The sequence below is a fragment of the Limnospira platensis NIES-39 genome, from assembly GCF_026000695.1.
Lineage (GTDB): Bacteria > Cyanobacteriota > Cyanobacteriia > Cyanobacteriales > Microcoleaceae > Limnospira > Limnospira platensis.
In genome coordinates, this window is the sequence record NZ_AP026945.1 from 140,521 (window position 1) to 163,055 (window position 22,535).

18 protein-coding genes are annotated in these 22,535 nt (G+C 46.5%); 7 read left to right on the forward strand and 11 right to left on the reverse strand.

The window, feature by feature from the left end:
- Positions 1-84: 84 nt before the first annotated feature.
- Both N39L_RS00735 and rsmG read left to right on the forward strand, forming a co-directional pair.
- Positions 85-753 (forward strand): ABC transporter ATP-binding protein, encoded by a 669-nt coding sequence (locus N39L_RS00735; protein ID WP_006617410.1) that lies wholly within the window; start codon positions 85-87, stop codon positions 751-753.
- Entirely contained in the window at positions 750-1,514 is a 765-nt protein-coding gene (gene rsmG / locus N39L_RS00740) for a 16S rRNA (guanine(527)-N(7))-methyltransferase RsmG (protein WP_014273976.1), read from the forward strand. The genes N39L_RS00735 and rsmG overlap by 4 nt, the downstream gene beginning before the upstream one ends.
- 246 nt (positions 1,515-1,760) lie before the next feature.
- On the opposite strand, the gene N39L_RS00745 is transcribed toward rsmG, so the two are convergent.
- The 3 genes from N39L_RS00745 to sppA all read right to left on the reverse strand — a co-directional run bounded on the left by N39L_RS00745 (position 1,761) and on the right by sppA (position 3,300).
- A complete protein-coding gene (locus tag N39L_RS00745) occupies positions 1,761-2,003 on the reverse strand; it encodes a hypothetical protein (protein WP_014273977.1) in 243 nt (80 codons plus the stop codon).
- Entirely contained in the window at positions 2,000-2,386 is a 387-nt protein-coding gene (gene aroH / locus N39L_RS00750; RefSeq protein ID WP_006618235.1) for a chorismate mutase, read from the reverse strand. The genes N39L_RS00745 and aroH overlap by 4 nt, the downstream gene beginning before the upstream one ends.
- Positions 2,387-2,478: 92 nt before the next feature.
- Positions 2,479-3,300, reverse strand: a complete 822-nt coding sequence (gene sppA, locus N39L_RS00755) for a signal peptide peptidase SppA (RefSeq protein WP_006618234.1) — start codon at positions 3,298-3,300, stop codon at positions 2,479-2,481.
- A gap of 364 nt (positions 3,301-3,664) precedes the next feature.
- Here sppA and N39L_RS00760 point away from each other — a divergent pair, with 364 nt between their 5' ends.
- Genes N39L_RS00760 through treY form a run of 3 tightly spaced genes read left to right on the forward strand, consistent with a single transcriptional unit; the run spans position 3,665 to position 9,429 of the window.
- Positions 3,665-4,708 carry a DMT family transporter gene (locus N39L_RS00760; protein ID WP_006618233.1) on the forward strand — a complete coding sequence of 348 codons (1,044 nt, stop codon included), beginning with the start codon at positions 3,665-3,667 and terminating at the stop codon, positions 4,706-4,708.
- 38 nt (positions 4,709-4,746) lie between these two features.
- Positions 4,747-6,567 carry a malto-oligosyltrehalose trehalohydrolase gene (treZ, locus tag N39L_RS00765; protein WP_006618232.1) on the forward strand — a complete coding sequence of 607 codons (1,821 nt, stop codon included), beginning with the start codon at positions 4,747-4,749 and terminating at the stop codon, positions 6,565-6,567.
- 51 nt (positions 6,568-6,618) lie between these two features.
- Positions 6,619-9,429: a malto-oligosyltrehalose synthase gene (gene treY, locus N39L_RS00770; protein WP_014273978.1), complete on the forward strand. Its 2,811-nt coding sequence runs from the start codon at positions 6,619-6,621 to the stop codon at positions 9,427-9,429.
- Between the two features lie 4 nt (positions 9,430-9,433).
- Here treY and radC read toward each other — a convergent pair whose 3' ends face one another.
- From radC to N39L_RS00795, 5 genes are all read right to left on the reverse strand, one after another.
- Positions 9,434-10,165 (reverse strand): RadC family protein, encoded by a 732-nt coding sequence (radC, locus tag N39L_RS00775; protein WP_006618230.1) that lies wholly within the window; start codon positions 10,163-10,165, stop codon positions 9,434-9,436.
- A gap of 206 nt (positions 10,166-10,371) precedes the next feature.
- Positions 10,372-12,366 (reverse strand): calcium-binding protein, encoded by a 1,995-nt coding sequence (locus N39L_RS00780; protein WP_006618229.1) that lies wholly within the window; start codon positions 12,364-12,366, stop codon positions 10,372-10,374.
- 505 nt (positions 12,367-12,871) lie between these two features.
- Entirely contained in the window at positions 12,872-14,134 is a 1,263-nt protein-coding gene (locus N39L_RS00785; protein ID WP_006618228.1) for a glycosyltransferase family 4 protein, read from the reverse strand.
- An 18-nt stretch (positions 14,135-14,152) separates the two neighbouring features.
- Positions 14,153-15,739 (reverse strand): sulfotransferase domain-containing protein, encoded by a 1,587-nt coding sequence (locus tag N39L_RS00790; protein WP_172973446.1) that lies wholly within the window; start codon positions 15,737-15,739, stop codon positions 14,153-14,155.
- On the reverse strand, positions 15,699-15,857 hold the full coding sequence (locus N39L_RS00795) for a hypothetical protein (protein WP_014273980.1): 159 nt from the start codon (positions 15,855-15,857) through the stop codon (positions 15,699-15,701). The genes N39L_RS00790 and N39L_RS00795 overlap by 41 nt, the downstream gene beginning before the upstream one ends.
- 23 nt (positions 15,858-15,880) lie before the next feature.
- On the opposite strand from N39L_RS00795, the gene N39L_RS00800 reads away from it, so the two are divergent.
- The gene (locus tag N39L_RS00800) at positions 15,881-16,588 is read left to right on the forward strand and encodes a methyltransferase domain-containing protein (protein WP_014273981.1); all 708 of its coding nucleotides are present in this window, start codon (positions 15,881-15,883) and stop codon (positions 16,586-16,588) included.
- 80 nt (positions 16,589-16,668) lie between these two features.
- On the opposite strand, the gene N39L_RS00805 is transcribed toward N39L_RS00800, so the two are convergent.
- Positions 16,669-17,253 (reverse strand): NADPH-dependent FMN reductase, encoded by a 585-nt coding sequence (locus N39L_RS00805; protein WP_014273982.1) that lies wholly within the window; start codon positions 17,251-17,253, stop codon positions 16,669-16,671.
- A 6-nt stretch (positions 17,254-17,259) separates the two neighbouring features.
- On the reverse strand, positions 17,260-17,997 hold the full coding sequence (locus N39L_RS00810; protein ID WP_014273983.1) for a pirin family protein: 738 nt from the start codon (positions 17,995-17,997) through the stop codon (positions 17,260-17,262).
- 1,847 nt (positions 17,998-19,844) lie between these two features.
- Here N39L_RS00810 and N39L_RS00815 point away from each other — a divergent pair.
- On the forward strand, positions 19,845-21,425 hold the full coding sequence (locus tag N39L_RS00815) for an NAD(P)H-quinone oxidoreductase subunit N (RefSeq protein WP_006617584.1): 1,581 nt from the start codon (positions 19,845-19,847) through the stop codon (positions 21,423-21,425).
- A 94-nt stretch (positions 21,426-21,519) separates the two neighbouring features.
- On the opposite strand, the gene cmoB is transcribed toward N39L_RS00815, so the two are convergent.
- The gene (cmoB, locus tag N39L_RS00820; RefSeq protein WP_006617583.1) at positions 21,520-22,485 is read right to left on the reverse strand and encodes a tRNA 5-methoxyuridine(34)/uridine 5-oxyacetic acid(34) synthase CmoB; all 966 of its coding nucleotides are present in this window, start codon (positions 22,483-22,485) and stop codon (positions 21,520-21,522) included.
- Positions 22,486-22,535: the final 50 nt, after the last annotated feature.

Here is a 22,535-nt window from a genome sequence, read left to right on the forward strand (position 1 = left end):
CCTAGGGGAATCGAGGGATACTATCATCTGCACCTAGTTTGTGCCAGGATTGATAGGTTTGAGTAACATTTAGAATTCCTCCAAATGCTATATATCAGAAATTTGCTTTATCATCCGGCCGCCTGCAATGCTCCCATTCTGAATAATATTAATTTAGAACTGCCTCCGCAACAGTTAGGCTTGATTGTGGGCCGTAGCGGTTCTGGTAAAAGTACATTACTAGAAATTTTAGCGGGTCTGGCTCAAAAAACCAAAGGGGATATTCGCTGGCGTGAACAGGAGTTAACCTCTGAACAACTACCGCAACTGGCGGGTTTAGTGTTTCAGTTTCCAGAGCGACATTTCTGCGGCGGCTCGATTTTGGAAGAGTTGCGACTGGGACACCCAGAAATCAGACTCGATATGATGCAAAATGCTTTGGGGGAAGTGGGGCTAGAGAGTCTATCCTTAGAAAAGGCTCCCCATTCCCTCAGTGGCGGACAGCAGCGACGGTTAGCCTTAGCGGTACAATTAATCAGACAACCTCATTTATTGATGTTAGATGAGCCGACAGCGGGCTTAGATTGGTCAATGCGGCGGCAGTTGGTGGCTTTGCTGGACAAGTTAAAATCTCACTGGACTTTATTGGTTGTTACCCATGATGCGGGGGATCTGTTGGAAATTGCCGATTGTTGTTGGCGACTTGATCATGGCAATTTGCAACCTGCTGACCCGCAGACTTTGCTGAAAAATGTCGATCCGGCTGTGGTGTGACGATAGTTTTGGAGGAATTGGGTTTGGGGGAAATTCAGTCGGAAGGTTGGGAAACTCTGGGTTGGATACCTAGCGATCGCCAACTGCAAATATTTAATGTACTCTATGAGCAGATTTTGGCGGGTAATCAACGGCTTAATTTAACCCGCATTACTGATCCGGTGGGGTTTTGGGAAAAGCATTTATGGGATTCTTTGCGGGGGGTCGCACCCTGGTTGTCCGGGGATAAATTGCCTTTGCGGGTGATTGATATTGGTACTGGGGCGGGTTTTCCTGGTATTCCGATCGCGATCGCTATTCCCCAAGCAGAAGTCACATTGCTTGATAGTACCGGTAAGAAAATTGCTTTTTTACAAACTCTAGTCCCTCGTTTGGGTCTGGAAAATGCTATCCCCTATTTGGGACGGGTAGAAGCGATCGCCCAACAGTCTGACCATCGCCAAACTTATGATTTGGTCGTATTACGGGCTGTAGCGGCGGCTACGGTGGCGGCTGAATATAGTTTACCCCTATTGAAAATTGGCGGGGTGGCGGTACTATATCGCGGTCAATGGACCCCACAGGAACAGCAGGATTTAGAAAATGCGATCGCTCCCTTGGGCGGTAAACTAGACTCCGTGGAAGCCTTTGTCACTCCTGTAACCGAAAGTGTCCGCCACTGCGTCTATTTACGGAAAATTAAACCCACACCCGATCGCTTTCCCCGTCCTGTTGGTATTCCCACCCAAAAACCCCTAGGGTCTCCCGAATCCAACTCGTAGGGTGCGTCAGACCCCCGAAATCGTCATGAAAAGCCGGTGATAAACAACTGACGCACCATTTCCCCCGGTCTGTATGGTAGGGTGCGTCAGACCCCCGAAATCGCCATGAAAAGCCGGTGATAAACAACTGACGCACCATTTCCCCCGGTCTGTATGGTAGGGTGCGTCAGACCCCCGAAATCGTCATGAAAAGCCGGTGATGAACAACTGACGCACCATTTTCCCCGGTCTGTATGGTAGGGTGCGTCAGACCCCCGAAATCGCCATGAAAAGCCGGTGATAAACAACTGACGCACCATTTCCCCCGGTCTGTATGGTAGGGTGCGTCAGACCCCCGAAATCGTCATGAAAAGCCGGTGATGAACAACTGACGCACCATTTTCCCCGGTCTGTATGGTAGGGTGCGTCAGACCCCCGAAATCGCCATGAAAAGCCGGTGATGAACAACTGACGCACCATTTCCCCCGGTCTGGGGGATGATTTGATCAATGATTTAAGGATGTTAAACTCCAGTCAGGGCGGAGGTTTTTTGCACCTCGTAAATAGGGATGATGTACTTGAGTTTTGTGACTGGGAAAATTGACATGAACGAGAAAGCGAATACAGCGTTCTAGGCTACCCTTGACATACATTTGCTGGACATCTAACAGGGGAACATTTTGCCAGTGGGGACGTTCTCTGGCGATCGCCGCCGGAAAAACCGCATCCAAATCGCGAGTCACAGAAAAAGTCGTACTGATAATCTGTTCTGGATCTAACTGGTTGCGAGTTTCCAATTCATCCAGTAGCTCTGTCACCGCTTCGCGAATTGCGTCAATGGAATTTTCCCTAACCGTAGTTGCGCCACGAATCGCTCGAACTTGCCACTCCACGCCAAATCCTCCTATGATGCTTAGTAGTATAGGTTAACAGGTGGTCAAACACCACCTCGCCTGTGATTGTTTAACCGCCTGCGTGGGAATGTTTAAGGTCGATACAGCCACAGGGGTAAACCACTGGTTCCCAACTCAAATTCTACCCAATTTCGGGCATCTGAGATACTGTTAGTCGCCGCCAGATTATTACTGAGAACCCGATTTAATAAAGATTTCGGCTTCTCTAGGGTACAGCATTCAGTTTTATCGGGGTCAAGATTCACCATTTCCGCTGTCCACCGACGGGCATCTTCTTCACTTCCCAAGCGATCGATCACCCCCAACTGTAGGGCTTGTTCTCCCGTAAAAATGCGCCCATCAGCAAAAGAGCGCACCGCCTCAATTTCCAAATTTCGAGACTCAGCCACAGTGCTGACAAACTGTTGATAACTCGTATCAATCAATTCTTGAAGAATTTGCTGTTCCGGTTCCGTTAATTCCCGGTCAAAAGCTAAAATATCCTTATAAGGTCCTGATTTTATTACCTTAAAAGAAACGCCAACTTTTTCCAGTAGTCTTTCTAAGTTATTTCCGCGCAGAATTACACCAATACTGCCTGTAATAGTGCCAGGATTAGCCATAATATGTTCAGCCCCCATGCCAATATAGACACCACCAGAGGCAGAAATATTGCCAAAACTGGCAACAATTTTGACTTTTTTTCTTAAAGATTTAAGGGCGCTATAAATTTCCTGGGAGTCGCCAACGGTGCCGCCAGGACTATCAATCCTCAGCAGGAGGGCGGGAAATTTCCGTTCTTCAACGGTTTTCAGTGCCTCTAAAACCCGCTTGCGGGTATCACCAGCAATAGCACCACTAATTTCGATGCGAGCAATTTGTTTACGAAAACGAGACTTAAATGGCCAAATCATGAACTTTTGGGGCTTAATCAAATGGGACGGGTATGGCCGAGACCACCAAACAGCCAAAATTGGCTAAGGCTAAACACCTAGTATATATCGAGGAGTACAGCTACCTGATTTAAGTATAATCCTACGGGGGGCTATATTAGCCGATGTGATCCGCCCTGCCTAGACTTTTTGGCAGTTAACCCCTATGATGGGAACGGTAACTTAACGAAACTACATATAGCAGGGGACAGGGAATCAGGAACACCGGACATAAAAAGGCCAAAATCTAGGTTTCACGTTGCGTCTACTGCTATAAATAGCACAACTCACCCTCAACACGATGGAGTGAGTCTATATTAAAAGATTCCTGGGAGAAAACTTGCCAATGCTAACAAAGCAGACCAACACGGATTTACCCTTCAAACCATTATTGCTGATCGCGCCATTTTTCCTATGGGGTACGGCAATGGTAGCCATGAAAGGGGTAATTCCCCACACTACACCGTTATTTATGGCGGGGATGAGATTGGTTCCGGCGGGGGTGTTGGTTCTATTATTTTGCTTCATCCAAGGAAGACCTCAACCTAAAACCTGGAAAGCCTGGCTATGGATTGGCCTATTTGCTGTGGTGGATGGGGCTTTGTTTCAGGGTTTCCTGGCTGAAGGACTGGTGAGAACTAATGCGGGTTTGGGGTCGGTGATGATTGACACCCAACCTCTGGCGGTAGCAATTCTCTGTCTGTGGCTGTTTAATGAAAGCATCCGGTTTTGGGGATGGTTGGGGTTGGTAATTGGGGTGATTGGTATTAGTGCTATTGGTTTACCGGATCAGTTGATTTTGGGGTGGTTGAACTTGCTACCTGCAGAAGAAATTGTGACTGTACAACTATTTGAGAGTGGCGAATGGTTGATGCTATTGGCGGCTTTGTCTATGGCGGTGGGGACGGTTTTGGTGCGCGGAGTATGTCGCCACTGTGACCCGGTGGTGGGGACGGGTTGGCACATGATTATTGGCGGTTTGCCTCTATTTCTGTTGTCCGGCGGCTGGGAGGCTGACCAATGGGTTAATATTGATGGCGGCGGTTGGATGGCGATCGCTTATTCGACTATTTTTGGCAGTGCGATCGCTTATGGGTTATTCTTTTATTTCGCTTCGAGTGGTTCCCTAACTAGCCTCAGTTCTCTCACTTTCCTAACCCCTATTTTTGCCCTACTGTTTGGTAATCTGTTTTTAGGAGAGGTACTGACTCCTTTACAATCAATGGGCGTGGGATTAACCTTGGTGAGCATCTATCTGGTCAATCAGAGAGATACCTTGGCTGATAAGTTCAAATTTGGTCACTCTGCTGCTCAGTCTATCCCCCCACAACTACCCTCAGAAAATACTAAACCTATCGAGGTATCGGTACAGGTAAAAATCCCCGAGTAGGAAACCTAAACTGTTAACCTAAACTGCGAGGTCAGACTATGAAAATTGGTGCCAACTATCTGGGAGGCGATCGCTGTGAATTTGTCGTCTGGTCTCCCATTCGAGAAACTGTCAATCTGCAAATCGAGACCCCATCACCCCGGCTAGTTCCCATGACTAAGGACTCTGAGGGATACTGGCGCGTGACCGTTTCTGATGTATCACCAGGGACTCGCTATCGTTACCAACTTGATCCCGATACCATTAGACCTGACCCCGCCTCTCAGTATCAACCAGAAGATGTACACGGACCCTCTCAGGTCGTTAATCATGATGCCTTTAATTGGCAAGATGGCAACTGGTCAGGAGTCCCACTGGCAGATTTAATTATCTATGAATTGCACGTTGGCACTTTTACCCCAGAGGGTACTTTTGAGGCTATTATTCCCCGTCTGGGAGAATTATTAGACTTAGGCATTACCGCCATTGAATTAATGCCTGTTTCCCAGTTTCCTGGTAGTCGCAACTGGGGTTATGATGGCGTTTATCCCTACGCTGTTCAGGCTTCCTATGGGGGACCAGAAGGATTAAAAGCCCTCGTTAATGCCTGTCATCAACAGGGAATGGCAGTAGTGTTGGATGTGGTATATAACCACTTCGGACCGGAGGGGAATTATACCCGTGATTTCGGACCTTATTTTACTTCTAAATATCAAACACCCTGGGGAAGTGCCATTAACTATGATGATGCTGGTAGTCCGGGGGTGCGGAATTTCGTGGTAGAGAATGTTCTCTATTGGTTCCGTGATTATCATATTGATGCACTGCGATTAGATGCAATTCATGCTATTTATGACTTGGGCGCTAAACATATTTTAGAGGAAATGGCAGACGAGGTAGCTGCACTATCTGAGGCACAGGGTCGCCAGTTTTACCTAATCGCTGAAAGTGATTTAAATGACGTGAGAATTATTAACCCCAAAAACCTGGGAGGTTATGGGATTGATGCCCAATGGAGTGATGATTTTCACCATGCTTTGAGAACTTTAATTACTGGAGATTTGACCGGGTATTATAAGGATTTTGGCAAAGGTGCAGATTTGGCTAAAGCCCTATCTGAGAGTTTTGTCTACTCCTGGGATTATTCCCCTAATCGCGATCGCTATCATGGTAGTTATGCAGGCGATCGCCCTCCCTCTCAATTTGTGGTATGCTGTCAAAATCATGACCAAATTGGCAACCGTATGTTAGGAGAAAGGTTATCTCAACTCGCCTCCTTGTCAGCCCTAAAATTAGCCGCCGCCACCGTCTTATTATCTCCCTATATTCCCATGCTATTTATGGGGGAAGAGTACGGAGAAACTGCCCCATTTCTGTACTTTATCAGCCACAGCGACCCCGATTTAATCGAGGCGGTTCGCCAGGGGAGAAAATCCGAATTTGAGGAGTTTCACGCCGTCGGAGAACCCCCAGATGCCCAAAGTATTGAGACCTTTAAGCAATCTATTCTTGATTGGGAAAAACGCAGCCAGGGACACCATCAAACCCTCTTAGGTTTCTATAAACAACTGATTAGCCTACGCCATGAGATTCCGGCTATTAAAAAAGGCGATCGCCAAAACCAAAAAATCACCAGCGACGAATCCCAAAAACTTGTATCCTATCATCGGTGGACTGATAACTCCCAAATTCTGTGTATATTGAACTTTAATAAACAACCAGTCACCTACCATTTCCAGAATTCCGGTCAAACTTGGCGCAAAAAGTTAGATTCCTCTGATTCTATATGGATGGGTCCAGGTTCTCATCTTCCTGATACCATTAACAATTCCCAGGAAATCACCCTAAACCCCGAAAGTTGTATCCTCTACAACTGTTAAACATCTGTTAAACATCCATTCACCCAACTACTACTTCCCTCGACATCAATTATGCGTATTCCTGTTGCTACCTACAGAATCCAATTTAACCCTGATTTTGATTTTGAAGATGCCCAAAAAATTCTCCCTTACCTGCAAGAATTAGGCATTTCCGATATCTATGCTTCCCCAATTTTTAAAGCCAGAAGTGGTAGTACCCATGGTTATGATGTCGTTGACCCCAACCAAATTAACCCCGAATTAGGTTCCCCAGAAACCTTTGATGAACTCATCGAAGAAATCCAAGAACGCGACATGGGGTGGGTGCAAGATATCGTCCCTAACCACATGGCCTATGATAGCGAAAATAAGCTATTGATGGATGTGTTAGAACATGGTCCAGATTCCGAATATTTTGATTATTTTGAAATTGATTGGGATCAGGCTTATGAAAACATTAAAGGACGAGTCCTAGCGCCATTATTAGGAGACTTTTATGGCAACTGTTTAGAAAACGGACAGTTAAAACTTTCCTATAATGAATCTGGGTTAAGTGTCAATTACTACAATCTCAAATTCCCCCTCAGAATTGAATCCTATGCTACCCTCATCAGCTATAAAATTAACACCCTTTCCCAAACCCTAGGAAACCGTCACCCTGACGTAATTAAGTTATTAGGGGTTCTGTATATCCTCAAAAATATTCCCTCCGAAACCTCTAGCCAGCAGCGACGAGACCAGGCGGAATTTGTCAAAAAACTGCTGTGGGAAATTTATCAAGAAAATCCAGAGATTCAGAAATTCATTGATGAAAATATCGATTTCTTTAATGGGGATACCGGGAAAAGCGAGAGTTTTAATCTCTTGGATAACCTGTTATCTGATCAATTTTTCCGCCTGTCCTTCTGGAAGGTCGGCGCAGAAGAATTAAACTATCGGCGCTTTTTTACCGTTAATGAATTGATTTGTGTTCGCGTGGAAGATTATAAGGTTTTTCAACGCACCCATGATTTAATTGGTGAGTTGGTCAAGTCGGGTAAATTTACCGGATTAAGAATTGACCATATTGATGGACTTTATAACCCAGTTCAATATCTGCGCTGGCTGCGGGAAAAAACCGGAGAGATTTATATTGTGGTTGAAAAAATCCTCGAATTAGAGGAAAAATTGCCCGCTAACTGGCCGATTCAGGGAACCAGCGGTTATGAGTTTTTGAATTATGTCAATGGTTTATTTTGCCAGAGTAAAAATGAGGAAAGGTTTAATCAAATCTATGCGGAAATGACCGGACTTACCCGAACTTATAATGATTTATTGGTAGCGAAAAAACGGCTAATTGCTGATAAGAATTTGGCGGGAGATGCTGATAATTTAGCCCAGTTACTCAAGCGGGTTTGTGGTGATTATCGCTACGGACGAGATTTCACTTTAGCAGGTCTCAAAACTGCGATTATGGAGTTTTTGGTGAGGTTTCCGGTCTATCGGACTTATATTAATCAGGAAGGTGTGGGAGAGGATGACCGCGCCTATGTGCAACAGGCGATTCGGGAAGCTAAGGTTAAATTGCCGGAACTGTTGAATGAACTTAATTTGATGGAAAAGTTCCTGTTTCTTGATTATGATGAGTTTTTGAGTGAGGAAAATCAACAGTTGTGGCTGCGTTTTGTGATGAAATTGCAGCAGTTTTCTGGTCCGTTAACGGCTAAGGGAATTGAAGATACTCTGTTTTATGTTTATTACCGATTTTTGGCATTAAATGAGGTGGGAGGTTCCCCTAGTCATTTTGGTATTTCTGTGGAGAAATTCCATGAGTTTAACCAAGAACGTCTGAACAGTTGGCCCCATGCGATGAATGCCACGGCTACCCATGACACGAAGCGAGGGGAAGATGTCCGATCGCGTTTAAATGTGATTTCGGAATTACCTGATCAGTGGGAAGAAAGGGTAAAGGTTTGGTCACAGTTGAACCGTGTTCATAAAACCCAAATTGATAGCAAGATAATTCCCGATCGCAATGATGAATATTTCCTTTATCAGACTTTGGTGGGTTCTTTCCCCTTCCTAGAAGAAGAATATCCTGAGTATGTGCAACGCATTAAAGATTATGTCGTGAAAGCAGTCCGGGAAGCCAAAGTACATACGGCTTGGTTACGACCAGATACTGATTATGAAAATGGCTTTGTGAATTTTGTCGAGAAAATCCTGGATTTCTCGGAGGATAATAAATTTTGGCAGGAGTTCCGACCCTTTCAAGAAAAAGTGGCTTTTTATGGGATGTTTAATTCCCTGTCTCAGACTTTACTCAAGTTGATCAGTCCTGGACTACCGGATATTTATCAGGGGACGGAATTATGGGATTTTAGCTTAGTTGACCCAGATAATCGCCGTCCGGTAGATTTTGATGGTCGCCTGTCCTATGTACAGGAAATTAAGCGACGATCGCGCACGGGAATGCAGAATTTAATTGATGATTTAATGGCGACTTGGGAAGATGGCCGTCTGAAGTTGTTTTTAATTGCGCGGGTTTTACAAGCGAGACAGGAATATCTCGATATATTCCAACAGGGAGACTATCAACCTGTAGCCGTAACTGGTAAGTATTGCGATCGCATTATGGCTGTGGCGCGCAGTTATGGTAAACATACAGCGATCGCCATTATCCCCAGGTTTTTGACTGATATTATAGAACCCCCTCAATTTCCCCTAGGTGATATTTGGGGAGATACCGCTATAATTGTTCCTGAAGGTAATGGGTCTAATTGGTATGAGGCGATCGTCAATCATGACATAGCCGCGAGTCCCAACATTCTAGTAAGTCAAATTCTCCAGTATTTCCCCGTCGGTTTACTGATCAATGAATCAGTCCCCATTTCCGACAAATAATTCCCTATTCTCCTTGGGGGTATTCTTCCCATAATTTTGTCATTTGGCGAATACTCCCATAATCTCCGTTACCTAATATCAGGTGGTCAAGGATAGGTAAAGACAAGAATTGACCCCCTTCGAGAAGTTGGCGGGTCAGCTCGATATCTTGATGACTAGGTTCAACATTTCCTGATGGGTGATTATGAGCAATAATCAGACGGGTGGCATTGTGTTTGAGTACCTCCCGGAAAATTTCACGGGGATGAGCCAGCGTTTCCGTAGCCGTTCCTATGGTCAACAGCTTAGTTCCCAATAGGCGGTTTTTCACATCCATTAACAAGATAGCAAATCTTTCTTGTGTCTGCCACATCAAATTATGGCTGAGAGCATTAGCAGCCGCTTGGGGGCTGTCAATGACCGTCAATTCCGGGGGTTTAGATAGAAAGACTCGCTTTCCCAATTCGATCGCAGCTATGATAGTAGTAGCCTTAGCCGGACCAACTCCGTGAATTTTAGTAAGTTCCCCAACCCCCACATTTCGCATCACCGAAAGGGGATCTTCCTCACACTGGCTGAGTTCCTTTAATATGTATTGTCCCAGACCAACCGACGAGAGTTTCCCGGCTCCCTGACCTGTTCCCAACAAAATCGCTATTAATTCTGCTGTAGAGAGGCTTTGGGGTCCGAAAGCCATTAATCTTTCACGGGGTCTCTCACTGGTAGGGATATCCGCAATTCTGAGGCTATAGGTCATGCCATAATTTACACTCGTAAGTTAGATTAAGCATTCCCGGATTGTAGCTCACCAATGACCAAGTAATTCTTAAATCAAAATAAAATTCCCCCTATTCGGGGGAAAATTGACAAGATTGAGGTCTGGCATTTTTCAGGGATAGAAGCGATCGCTTTTGGTAGCTTACGCCAACCCCAATCGCCTATCGCTCCTTAACCCCTATGTCACTAAATAATCAGAATGTCACTGGCGCTGATACGTGGGAAGTTTCCATCCGGCAGTTGACCGAACTGAGCAACAGGAAATACTCCTTCTGGTTGACTGCCGTTTTCATCGTACCTCAGTACACCAGATGCTTGTTCATAAATTAGCACTGGAGTATTAATGTTGGCATCCGCATCGCGATACAGGCCAGTTGGCAAGTAAATAAACTGGTTCGGTCCAAGTTCACTGTTGCTGATTCCCGGAACCAGAGCAAAGCCAAAGCCACCAACACTAGCGTCTCTGACAAACACCAGTCGGTCATTACCACCCTGATTAAAGTCAGTAATAAAGTCCGCACTAGTAGTGGTTTTCACCGCTTCACTGAAGCGATAGAAGAACTGGTTGTCACCCTCACCACCAACTAAGGTGTTAACACCGAAGCCACCTTCGAGGGTATCATCTCCAGGTCCACCATCAAGTAAATCATTACCGCTACCACCGAAGAGGAAGTCATTACCAGCGCCACCGAGGAGAGTATCATCGCCATTACCACCTAAGAGGAGGTCATTACCTGATCCGGTTACGAGCAGGTCATTGCGCTCACTACCCTCAACGGTATTGTTACCCTGAAGGTTGGTAATGCTGACGCCAACATTACCTTCATTGAAGAATTCAACATTAGCTGCAGTGATACTGTCATTACCCAGCGTATTGGCAGTGTCAGATAACAAGATGTCATTGGTGGTTCCGAACACAATAGTATCGTCACCAGCCCCACCAGCGATAACGTTAGTTATACTACCTTGTGCGCCGATAATTAAGTCATTACCAGCACCACCAAACAGGCTAACCTCTAGGGGAGTAGTACCGGTACGCAACCACTCGCCACCGTTCAGGGTGTTGTTGCCATCGCCACCGTCCATGATACTGAAGCGTCGCCCCAGCAGGCTATCATTGCCATCACCACCAAATAGTGAGTCACTCGCAAATACAGATACCAAGGTATCGTTACCAGGACCACCATCAAGGACGCTACCTCCCGCAAAACCTGATAGGGAACTATTAATACCCTGGGTGGTTAGTTGCGCTGAAGTGTTAGTGGATAGGAAGTCATCTCCCTCGCCGCCCAATAGGGTATCCTCAGCGGCAAAACTCATAATCGTATCGTTACCAGCACCACCATCTAGGAAGTTCTGGCCTTCTCCGAATCTGCCGATGGGACCTATAATTGAGTCATCACCAGCACCACCCATCATGGTTACTTGGGTAACACCAACCAAGGCGGTCTGAGGATCAAAGGGGCTAATAGAGCCAGTGGGGTTTTGGATTCTTAGGGTGTCGTTACCTTCATCCCCAGAAAGGTAGGATAGGCTGCCAACTCCCACAATGGAGTCATTATCTTGACCACCATAGAGACTATCTCCGGTGTTGATCCCAACAATCGTGTCATTGCCAATGTTGCCGTTAACCCAGTTGTTACCTTGGTTAGCACCACCAACGGCAGGGGGAACCACTAGACCAACATTGCTCTGACCAGAGGCGCTGTAGAAACCGATTAGGTCATCTCCTTTACCCCCGTAGATGGTGTCATTACCCTGTAAACCACCTAATATCGTGTCCTCATCCTGATTCCCAAACATGAGGTTGCCGCCAGAGACTGCAACTAGCAAGTCTCTTCCGGCTCCCCCATACAGGGTGGCTGGTTGTTCAGCGACGATGGTATCGCGACCGTCTCCACCCACTAAAGCTACCCCAGGGGCACGACCTAACAGAGAGTCATTACCAGGGCCACCAAATAGGGTATCACCTTGACCACGAGCTACCAGAACATCATTTCCACTAAGGTCGCTGCCAACTAGGCTATCTCCATAAACCAGACTACCCCCCAGGGTTGAGGTGGTAATCGTGTCGTTTCCTCCAAGACCCAGGATTGTGTCTGGTCTAGGGGCAAAAGGTGCGTCCTGATTATATTGATCAGGTCCGCTAGTTAAAAAGGTTGGACCTCTTCCAGATGTCATTTTGTTTCACTCCTCCGCAATGATGTTTTTTGATCCGTTGGGACTACAGACACTGCCTGAAACACCAGAGATTGTTCCGCAGTAGTTTAACCTTTTTACCCTCAGCAAGTCTAGTCCCTTCCCCACTGTTCTGTCTACAATGTCTGTAGTGTGGTTAGGATTGCTTGGGTGTATTATGATTGGTTCTTGGATCAATTTCTCCAGAATTGTCTTGTAATCATTACTCTTAAAGATTATCTTGGGTACTCTTGTGCTTTGGGACGAAATATATCCCTACTATGTTCCTGCCCACCCCTTATTTCAGCCAGTTTCAGCCAAAAAAGGCGTTATAAGCATCGGATAAGATTTGGCTCAGATTTGATTTTGTTGCCGGGAACTCCTCCTTTTTTCGTCTAGCTCAAAGGTCTATTTGATGGGAATTATATGTTATTTATGACCACCAACTTGGCTGCGCCAAATTAGATAATTTGGGGTCAAAGTTTCGGGTTAGGGAAACCTCGATCGCCTATGCAATGACGGGCTGGGAGGAAATCTGTTCCCCAGAGGTAGGCCGGGACTTTTGAGCGACTTGTTCAATCAGTTGCAGTTGTTTTGACAACAATTTAGACAGATCATAACGCTCTATAACTGTTTCCCTGGCTCGGACTCGCAAATCTGCCATGCGGTTGGGGTGGTCTAATACCTCATCAACCCGGTCGGCGATTTGTTTGGGAGAAAAGAAATCGACCAGTAAGCCGTTATAGCCATCTTGAATGACCTCCCGAATAGGGGGGGTGTCCGAACCAATGACTAGACAACCGGTGGAAAGGCTTTCTATCATAGACCAGGACAATACAAAGGGTCGAGTTAAGTATACATGGACTGCAGAGGCTTGAATCACTTTCAGGTATTGTCCATAGGGCAACGGACCGACAAAGTGAATCCTGGATAGATCCAGGGGGATCTGAGCCAGCATTTTGTCTTTGTAACTCATGCCATTGGGTAAGGATTTACCGTAGCAAACTCGCTCTGATCCGACAACTACCACATGGCAGTTTGGTCTTCTTTCCTGTATGTACGCCACGGCTTCGATAAATTCTGGAAAACCTCTATAAGGTTCCATACCACGGGCTACATAGGTGACTATCTCATCAACTTGACTCAAGTCTAAATTAGGTAGTACCAATTTAGCGTCTGGGTCGGGTTTGAAATAGGTGGTATCTACGCCGTCATGAATGACGGAAATCTTCGATTGCAGTTCCGGGGGAAATTGCGATCGCTGCCAATAGGTGGGGGAAATCCCCCAATCACAGGAGTATAGGTCAATTAGAATCGGGCAATTTTTTACCCTAATTCTAGCCATATCATCAACGGTGAGGGGGTCGGCGGGGTCAAAGTCCGCATCAGAACCTTTAGCGTTATAAAACCACTCGAAATAACACAGTAAGGGGGTATCGGGAAAAACCTCTTTGACGAAGAGGGTGGGACCCCAACCGGAGTGACCGCAGACGATATCGGGAACAAAACCCATGGATTTGAGTTTCTCAGCCATCCGATACACGGCTTGACCATATATTACAGCACTTTCTATTCCCCGCAAATATTGGTGAGTTTCCGGGGCGCTTTCGCGGTTGGGGGTGAATAGGGCCTTAGTAACTCCGGGAATTTTCCATTCTGGGCGTTCGTATTTGGTCCCGAAGATGATTTGATTGTTGGGGTCCGCACCGAGGGCGGTGATAATATGTCGATATTGGGCGGGAAAGTTGGGATGTAGGAATAATGCTCGCATAATGAAGGAATAGTTGGGCTATGAAGTGATGCTGACTGTGGGGGAAACGGGGGCGCGACAGACCCAAACGCAGTCACGGGGTACGGTGGTGCTGTCTTGGTGTAAGATTTCGTAGCCGATATGGTTGAGAAATTTAGCCATCAGTTGGTCGGTCATTATGGAAAAGGCGGTTCCTTGTCTACGTCCCAGCAGGTTCTGATCCCAATCTACTAGGAATTTCTGCCAACCGAGGTCACTGAGGGTGTTGGTGTGGTGGAATATACACAGGCGATCGCCTTTTAGTAGGGGGGGAATGCGGGTTAGATAATTAAAAATATCACGGGGTTCGATGTGAACCATGGTGTCATAACAGAAACAAACATCCAGGGAGGCTGGCCGAATGCCGTCTAGGGTAATGCCATCTAGTTTGACATAGTTTACTCTGTCTTCTCCCAGGCGATCGCGGGTAGCCTGTAACATTTGCTCGGAGATATCAGCACAGGTGAGGCGATCGCAATATTTCAGCAGTAGGGCTGCTGTTTTTCCGCCGCCAATGCCAATTTCTAGGACTCTATGGTGTTTCTGGATATAGGGGGCGATAAAGGTATTTTCTATAATTTGCTCATACTCCGCCCGTGATTGGGCCGCTCCTGCGGCTTTACCAATCCACTCATCACCGATATGATTAAAGTCGGGGTTGGTGCTTACCCACGTTTGGGCGTAGTCATCCCAAGCGCCTTCATAGTCTATTTTCATGGTATCGCTCACGGTTTTGGGTTTAACCTCCTGGGGGGGTACAGTTGATGGGTTTAACTTATCGTGACTATCCCAACCTAAATCTTGGCCTAGAAATTCTCGTAGTTTGAGATTGTAGGGCTGGAAGTAAGCCTGCAATTGTTGGCGCAACTGCGGGGAAACTGGGGAATAGTTCCCAGCATTGTAGCGATTGTAGTGGCCTTGGTGATAAGGGGGAAGGTCTAGGAAGTTAAATACTTGGTTAACTACGGTTTCGGGGTTGCTGTATAGATCTTCGCTGCGGATCATCAGAAATTGGGATCTGGGAAATATTGCCATCCATCTTTGTAATTGTTGGACATAGATGCCTCGGTCAAGGTAACTATAGTGTTGATGGTTGAAACTGTAATAGGTTCCGTTGGCGCTGAGTTTTTGTTGTTCCCCTTCCAGGCGTTGGGCTTCGGCTGCGATCGCTTTTTCTAAGCATAGGGGTTCACAGCCTAGCTTGACTTCCCAGTAATAGTGAGAAATGGCGCGGTCTACGGGGTTCCGCAGTAGCACAATTAATTTCACCTGGGGATAATATTGGTGCAGTCTCTGGGGAACTGCGGGATGATATAGATAATAGGGCGACCCTTCCCCGGTTAGTTGCTGGGGGTGGCTGAGACGGGGAAATTGGGATTGATACCACTGCGCCGGTTGATGGTAGTTGAGGGTGAAATAGTGAATTTCTTTGCTGGCGGCGGGGAGAATTTGCGGATGTTGACAGAGATACTGATACAGAGAATTTGTCCCGCCTTTCTGGGTTCCGATAATTATAAAGTGCGGCGGTGGTGCGATCGCTTTAGTTTTATCTGGGGTCAAAGACCAAGGACTCTCTCCGGGTTCGATTACCACTATTTACTATTTCCTCAATGGCCAATTTCTCTAGCCATCTTACCCTAAATTCAGCTACAATCACCACATCCAGGACAGTGTTTTGGCGATCGCCTGAAAAATACTGAATCATCTAGCTGTGTTGTTATTGAAAGTATGTCAACGGAAACTATAGAGGCGGAACCCTTACTTTATCAGTATCGTAGATTTTTTGCTAATCAGTATCTCCATGGAGATGGCATTGAAGTGGGAGCCCTTAATCACCCTCTGGCTGTACCAGAAACTGCCAGAATTAAATATGTCGATCGCCTCTCGGTAGCAGACCTCAGACGGCATTATCCTGAGTTGGCTGATGAACCCTTAGTTGAGGTTGATATTATTGACAATGGAGAACATCTCCAAACTGTTGAGGAAGCCAGCCAGGATTTTGTCATTGCTAATCATTTTATTGAACATTGTCAAGACCCGATTAGCACCATTGAAAATCTACTCCGGGTTATCAAAAAAGGCGGCATTCTCTATCTGGCGGTTCCCGACAAACGCTACTCTTTTGATAGCGATCGACCCATTACTTCCTTTGCACATCTATTGAAAGATTATCAGGAAGGCCCCCACCAATCAAAGGAAAGTCACTATCAAGAATGGGCGGAATTAGTGCTTAAAGAAACTGATAAATATCAGGTTCAGGATATTGTCAAAAAGTTAATTAAACGGGATTATAGCATTCATTTCCATGTGTGGGAGTCTCGGGACTTTTTGGATTTATTAGTAACTCTGAAAAATCACCTTAATTTTCCCTTGGAAGTTCAGCGCTTATTTCAAAACTCATCTGAGTTTATTACCATTTTGACTAAATCCAGATAGGCATCCCTTCGGGGTAGCGTCAGACCCGAACAGGCGGAAATTATTTCTGACGCAACCCACCCCACATTTAAAGGGGATATTTACAGCAATTTTTTCAGTAGGGAGGTCAGGCTTTCTCCTAATCCTAACACATCCTGCTGTTGTTGTTCATCTTTCAGATTGCCATCAGTGTCAAAAATCTGATAACCATTGGGTAAAGTCTTCTGTTCGGGAATTACTAAGACACCAATACTTTCTAAAATAGACCGCACATGAAACAAGCCTCTTAAACCTCCTAAACCACCCGGAGAAGTTGCCATTAAAGCAGCTACTTTTCCCCGAAAACAGGTTAAGGCTAAAGGAGGTTCTCCCGGTTCCGAACGGGAAGCCCAATCAATCGCATTTTTCAGTAAAGGAGTAATTGAACTATTGTATTCAGGAGAGGCAATTAAAAAGCCGTCATGAGTTTTCAATAATTGCTTAAATTGCAGCACCGTTTCCGGTAATCCTTCCCGGTCCTGTAAGTCTTGGTCAAACAGCGGCATGGGCAAATCTTGGAAGTCGATAAAAGTAACTTCTGCCCCGGCTTGTCTTGCACCTGCAGCGGCAATTTTGACCAGTTTTTTATGCAAGGAAGCCTCTCGTTTACTGCCAGCAAATGCTAAAATTTTGGGTGTTTTTTCCATGATATTCTAGTTAGTAGAAACTGAGGGTAAGGCTAAATCAAATAGCAGGATTTCCGCCGGGTCTGATGTGCCCGTTAATTGGATTATATAGGGTTCATCGGCGGGGGGAGTTATGGCGACTCCATCTCCCTGGTCGAGAGGGCGATCGCCTAAAATTACCGAACCCCTAGCTATTTGAATCCAGGCAACTCTTCCCGGTTTTATGGTATAATCGATATGGTGTTCTTCGGTGGTTAATTTAGCCCCATATAGTTCCACATCCTGATGAATAGTGACCGAACCTTTCCGACCGTCAGGAGACCCCAATAATTGCAGTTTTCCCCACTGTTCAGCCTCAGAAAAGGCTTTTTGTTCATAACTAGGGGGGAGTCCCTTTTCATTAGGAATAATCCAAATTTGCAACAGGTGAACTGGTTGATTTTCCGACCCATTAAATTCGCTATGATAAATGCCAGTTCCTGCCGTCATTCGTTGAACTTCTCCCGGCTGAATTACCGAACCATTACCGAGGCTATCTTTATGTTCTAGGGTCCCTGATAACACATAGGTAATGATTTCCATATCTTGATGGGAGTGGGTTTTAAATCCGCCTCTGGGTTGGATATGGTCCTCATTAATGACTCGCAGGGTAGCGAAATTAATATGATTGGGATCATAGTATTGACCAAAGGAAAAGGTATGGCGACTATCTAGCCAGTCTAACTGTACTTGGCCGCGATCGCCACTATGACGAATTTGGATCATAAAATTATCCCGGCTTTAGATAAAGCGTGATTTGTGGGCAACTATTGAGATTTTAATACACAACCGGATTATCTGGTTAATCAACCATTCGGGAATAATGGATAATTGGCAATTAATAATCAATAATTAGTTCCCCGTTACAAAAAGAGGGCACGGGTTAGGTGGGCCGGTTAGGTGGGCCGGTTAGGTGGGCCGGTTAGGTGGGCCGGTTAGGTGGGCCGGTTAGGTAGGCCGGTTAGGTGGGCCGGTTAGGTGGGGCGGGTTTACCAATATCCTGGTATCCAATGTAATTGACCCCAGAACCCGCCCCTACAGTCTTGGGGGGTTTCGGGTTTGGGGGCGGGTTTACCAATATCCTGGTATCCAATGTAATTGACCCCAGAACCCGCCCCTACAGTCTTGGGGGGTTTCGGGTTTGGGGGCGGGTTTACCAATATCCTGGTATCCAATGTAATTGACCCCAGAACCCGCCCCTACAGTCTTGGGGGTTTCGGTCGGGTTTGGGGGCGGGTTTACCAATATCCTGGTATCCAATGTAATTGACCCCAGAACCCGCCCCTACAGTCTTGGGGGTTTTGGGTTTGGGGGCGGGTTTACCAATATCCTGGTATCCAATGTAATTGACCCCAGAACCCGCCCCTACAGTCTTGGGGGTTTTGGGTTTGGGGGCGGGTTTACCAATATCCTGGTATCCAATGTAATTGACCCCAGAACCCGCCCCTACAGTCTTGGGTTTCGGTCGGGTTTGGGGGCGGGTTTACCAATATCCTGGTATCCAATGTAATTGACCCCAGAACCCGCCCCTACAGTCTTGGGTTTCGGTCGGGTTTGGGGGCGGGTTTACCAATATCCTGGTATCCAATGTAATTGACCCCAGAACCCGCCCCTACAGTCTTGGGTTTCGGTCGGGTTTGGGGGCGGGTTTACCAATATCCTGGTATCCAATGTAATTGACCCCAGAACCCGCCCCTACAGTCTTGGGTTTCGGTCGGGTTTGGGGGCGGGTTTACCAATATCCTGGTATCCAATGTAATTGACCCCAGAACCCGCCCCTACAGTCTTGGGTTTCGGTCGGGTTTGGGGGCGGGTTTACCAATATCCTGGTATCCAATGTAATTGACCCCAGAACCCGCCCCTACAGTCTTGGGTTTCGGTCGGGTTTGGGGGCGGGTTTACCAATATCCTGGTATCCAATGTAATTGACCCCAGAACCCGCCCCTACAGTCTTGGGTTTCGGTCGGGTTTGGGGGCGGGTTTACCAATATCCTGGTATCCAATGTAATTGACCCCAGAACCCGCCCCTACAGTCTTGGGTTTCGGTCGGGTTTGGGGGCGGGTTTACCAATATCCTGGTATCCAATGTAATTGACCCCAGAACCCGCCCCTACAGTCTTGGGTTTCGGTCGGGTTTGGGGGCGGGTTTACCAATATCCTGGTATCCAATGTAATTGACCCCAGAACCCGCCCCTACAGTCTTGGGTTTCGGTCGGGTTTGGGGGCGGGTTTACCAATATCCTGGTATCCAATGTAATTGACCCCAGAACCCGCCCCTACAGTCTTGGGGGTGTTGGGTTTGGGGGCGGGTTTACCAATATCCTGGTATCCAATGTAATTGACCCCAGAACCCGCCCCTACAGTCTTGGGGGTTTCGGTCGGGTTTGGGGGCGGGTTTACCAATATCCTGGTATCCAATGTAATTGACCCCAGAACCCGCCCCTACAGTCTTGGGTTCCGGTAGGGAGCTAAAGAGACCCAACAGGTGGTAAAATCGGAGAGCTAACAGACCCAAGACTGTCCCCCTAGGGGCAAAATGTTAAAGTGTGTGAATTTAATTGCTGTGGGAACCTATGGATTTTTCTAATCTAGCGGCCCAGTTGAATGCTGGGGCGATTTTACCAGAAAGTATTGTATTGATCACTTTGATGGTGGTCTTAATCGGTGATCTAATTGTAGGGCGGACAGCATCTGCTAAATGGACACCCTATGCCGCTATTGGCGGGTTGCTGCTGTCTATCGTGGCTTTATACTCCCAGTGGGATAGTACCAACACCCTGGCGTTTTTGGGGAGTTTTAATGCTGATCCCCTCAGTATTGTATTCCGGGGAATTATTGCCCTGTCGGCGGCAGTGACAATTTTGATGTCCGTTAGCTATATTGAACAAACGGGAACCGCTTTAGCAGAATTTATTTGTATTTTGCTGACAGCGACTCTGGGGGGGATGTTCCTGTCTGGGGCTAATGAGTTGGTGATGATCTTTGTGTCCCTGGAAACTCTCAGTATTTCCTCTTATATGCTGACAGGATACGCTAAACGAGACCCTCGGTCGAATGAGGCGGCGCTGAAATATCTGCTAATTGGGGCAGCTAGTGCGTCGGTGTTCCTGTATGGTTTATCGTTGCTGTATGGTCTATCTGGCGGCGAAACTAACCTAAATGCGATCGCCCAAGCCATTGCTAATAACGGAGTAAGTGACTCTCTGGGGCTGGTAATTGCTTTAGTATTTGTAATTGCGGGAATTTCGTTTAAGATATCGGCGGTTCCTTTCCACCAGTGGACTCCTGATGTCTATGAAGGTTCACCAACTCCGGTGGTCGCATTTCTCTCCGTGGGGTCCAAGGCGGCCGGGTTTGCTTTGGCAATTCGTCTGTTATTAAATGCTTTCCCTGTATTGTCGGAACAGTGGCACTTTGTGTTTACTGCCCTAGCCATCCTCAGTATGATCTTAGGAAATGTCGTGGCCCTCGCCCAAACCAGCATGAAACGGATGTTGGCTTATTCTTCTATCGCCCAGGCGGGGTTTGTCATGATTGGGTTAATTGCCGGAACTGAGGCGGGTTATTCCAGCATGGTATTTTACCTGTTGATTTACCTGTTTATGAACTTGGGCGGTTTTACCTGCGTGATTCTGTTCTCCCTGCGGACCGGTACAGACCAAATTAGTGAGTATAGCGGTTTGTATCAAAAAGACCCCCTACTAACTTTGGGGTTGAGTATTTGTCTGTTGTCTTTGGGTGGTATTCCTCCCTTGGCTGGATTTTTTGGGAAAATTTATCTATTCTGGGCCGGTTGGCAAGCGGGGTTATATGCCCTGGTTTTACTGGGTTTAGTTACCAGTGTGGTTTCCATTTACTACTACATTCGGGTAGTGAAAATGATGGTGGTTAAGGAACCTCACGAAATGTCTGATGTGGTGAAAAATTATCCGCCAATTCGCTGGAATTTGCCGGGGATGCGTCCCTTACAGGTGGGCTTGGTTTTGTCGGTAATTGTCACCTCTCTGGCGGGGATTTTATCTAATCCTTTGTTTACCCTGGCTAATGATTCTGTTAGCCGTAGCCCCATATTCCAACAGGCGGCAATTTCGCAGGCGGAAACTGTGGCAACTGTTGATGTTATTTCTAGTCCGGCAATAATCGCTCAGGATTAGTAATCACCTGGTTTAGGGGCGGGTGATATCGACAGCTTTTTAGTTGCTCGCAAATCTGGCTAAACTCGCCCCTAATCATAGCGGTTGGCAGTAATTACCCCCGTTGGGCGATCGCATAATATCTCCACGGGGCGGGGTATCCTTCCATGGTTTCTTGGGGATTTTCGGGGTTGAGAAACTCCTGTAAACTGTCGATATTAGCCCAGGTAGTCCGCCGTTGTTCTTCTACTGATAAAGGTGAAGCGAAAATACAGCGAACTTTAGTAAATCCTGCCCTAATCATCCAGGTTTCTAAACAGGACTGGGTGGGGAGAAACCAAATTCCTTTGGCGTTGGCGTAGCGTTGGCGAGGGGTGAGGGCGATCGCTTTTTCTCCGGGGATACCCTGACAGTCGATGATGATTTCTCCTTTTGGCGCTAAGGCTTGCCGCATTTTTCTCAATAAACCAATGGGGTCGGTGTGGTGATAGAGAATACCTAAGCAGAAAATGGTATCGAAAAATTGGGGATAATAATCTATATGTTCGACTCCTAATAATTCAAAATGTAGGTTTGACTGACGGACTAGGTTTTGCATTAGTTGGAAGTTCCAAAAGTGTTTGGCGTAGGGTTCAAAGCCAATTACACAATCGGGTTGCTGGTCTGCCATGCGAAACATATAATAACCATTATGGCAGCCAATATCCGCTACTTTTCGCTGTTTTAGGGGCTGAATATGGGGGGTAATTCTCTCCCATTTTAAATGCGATCGCCATTCCGCATCTATCAGGGTTCCAAATAATTCAAAAGGCCCTTTTTTCCAGGGGCAAAAAGTTTTTAATGTCGCCTCAAACCGCCGTTGCTGGTCTGCGGAAAGTTCCCCCAAGCGTCCGATTTTCACCACCGAACCCGACAAGTCAAACCATTGAGTTTGGATATCCTCAACTGCTTCTACTGCTTCTCTATACCGGTTTATTTTATCATCAAATAACCGAGGATAAGCATATTGGCGCTGTTGCTGAATCCCATCACGGTTAATGTCGATATCATAGGCAGCCAAATAATCATCAGCATGGTACATATAACAATCCTTATTCGCTGTCAATTTTCCATCAATAATTAGCCAAGGGT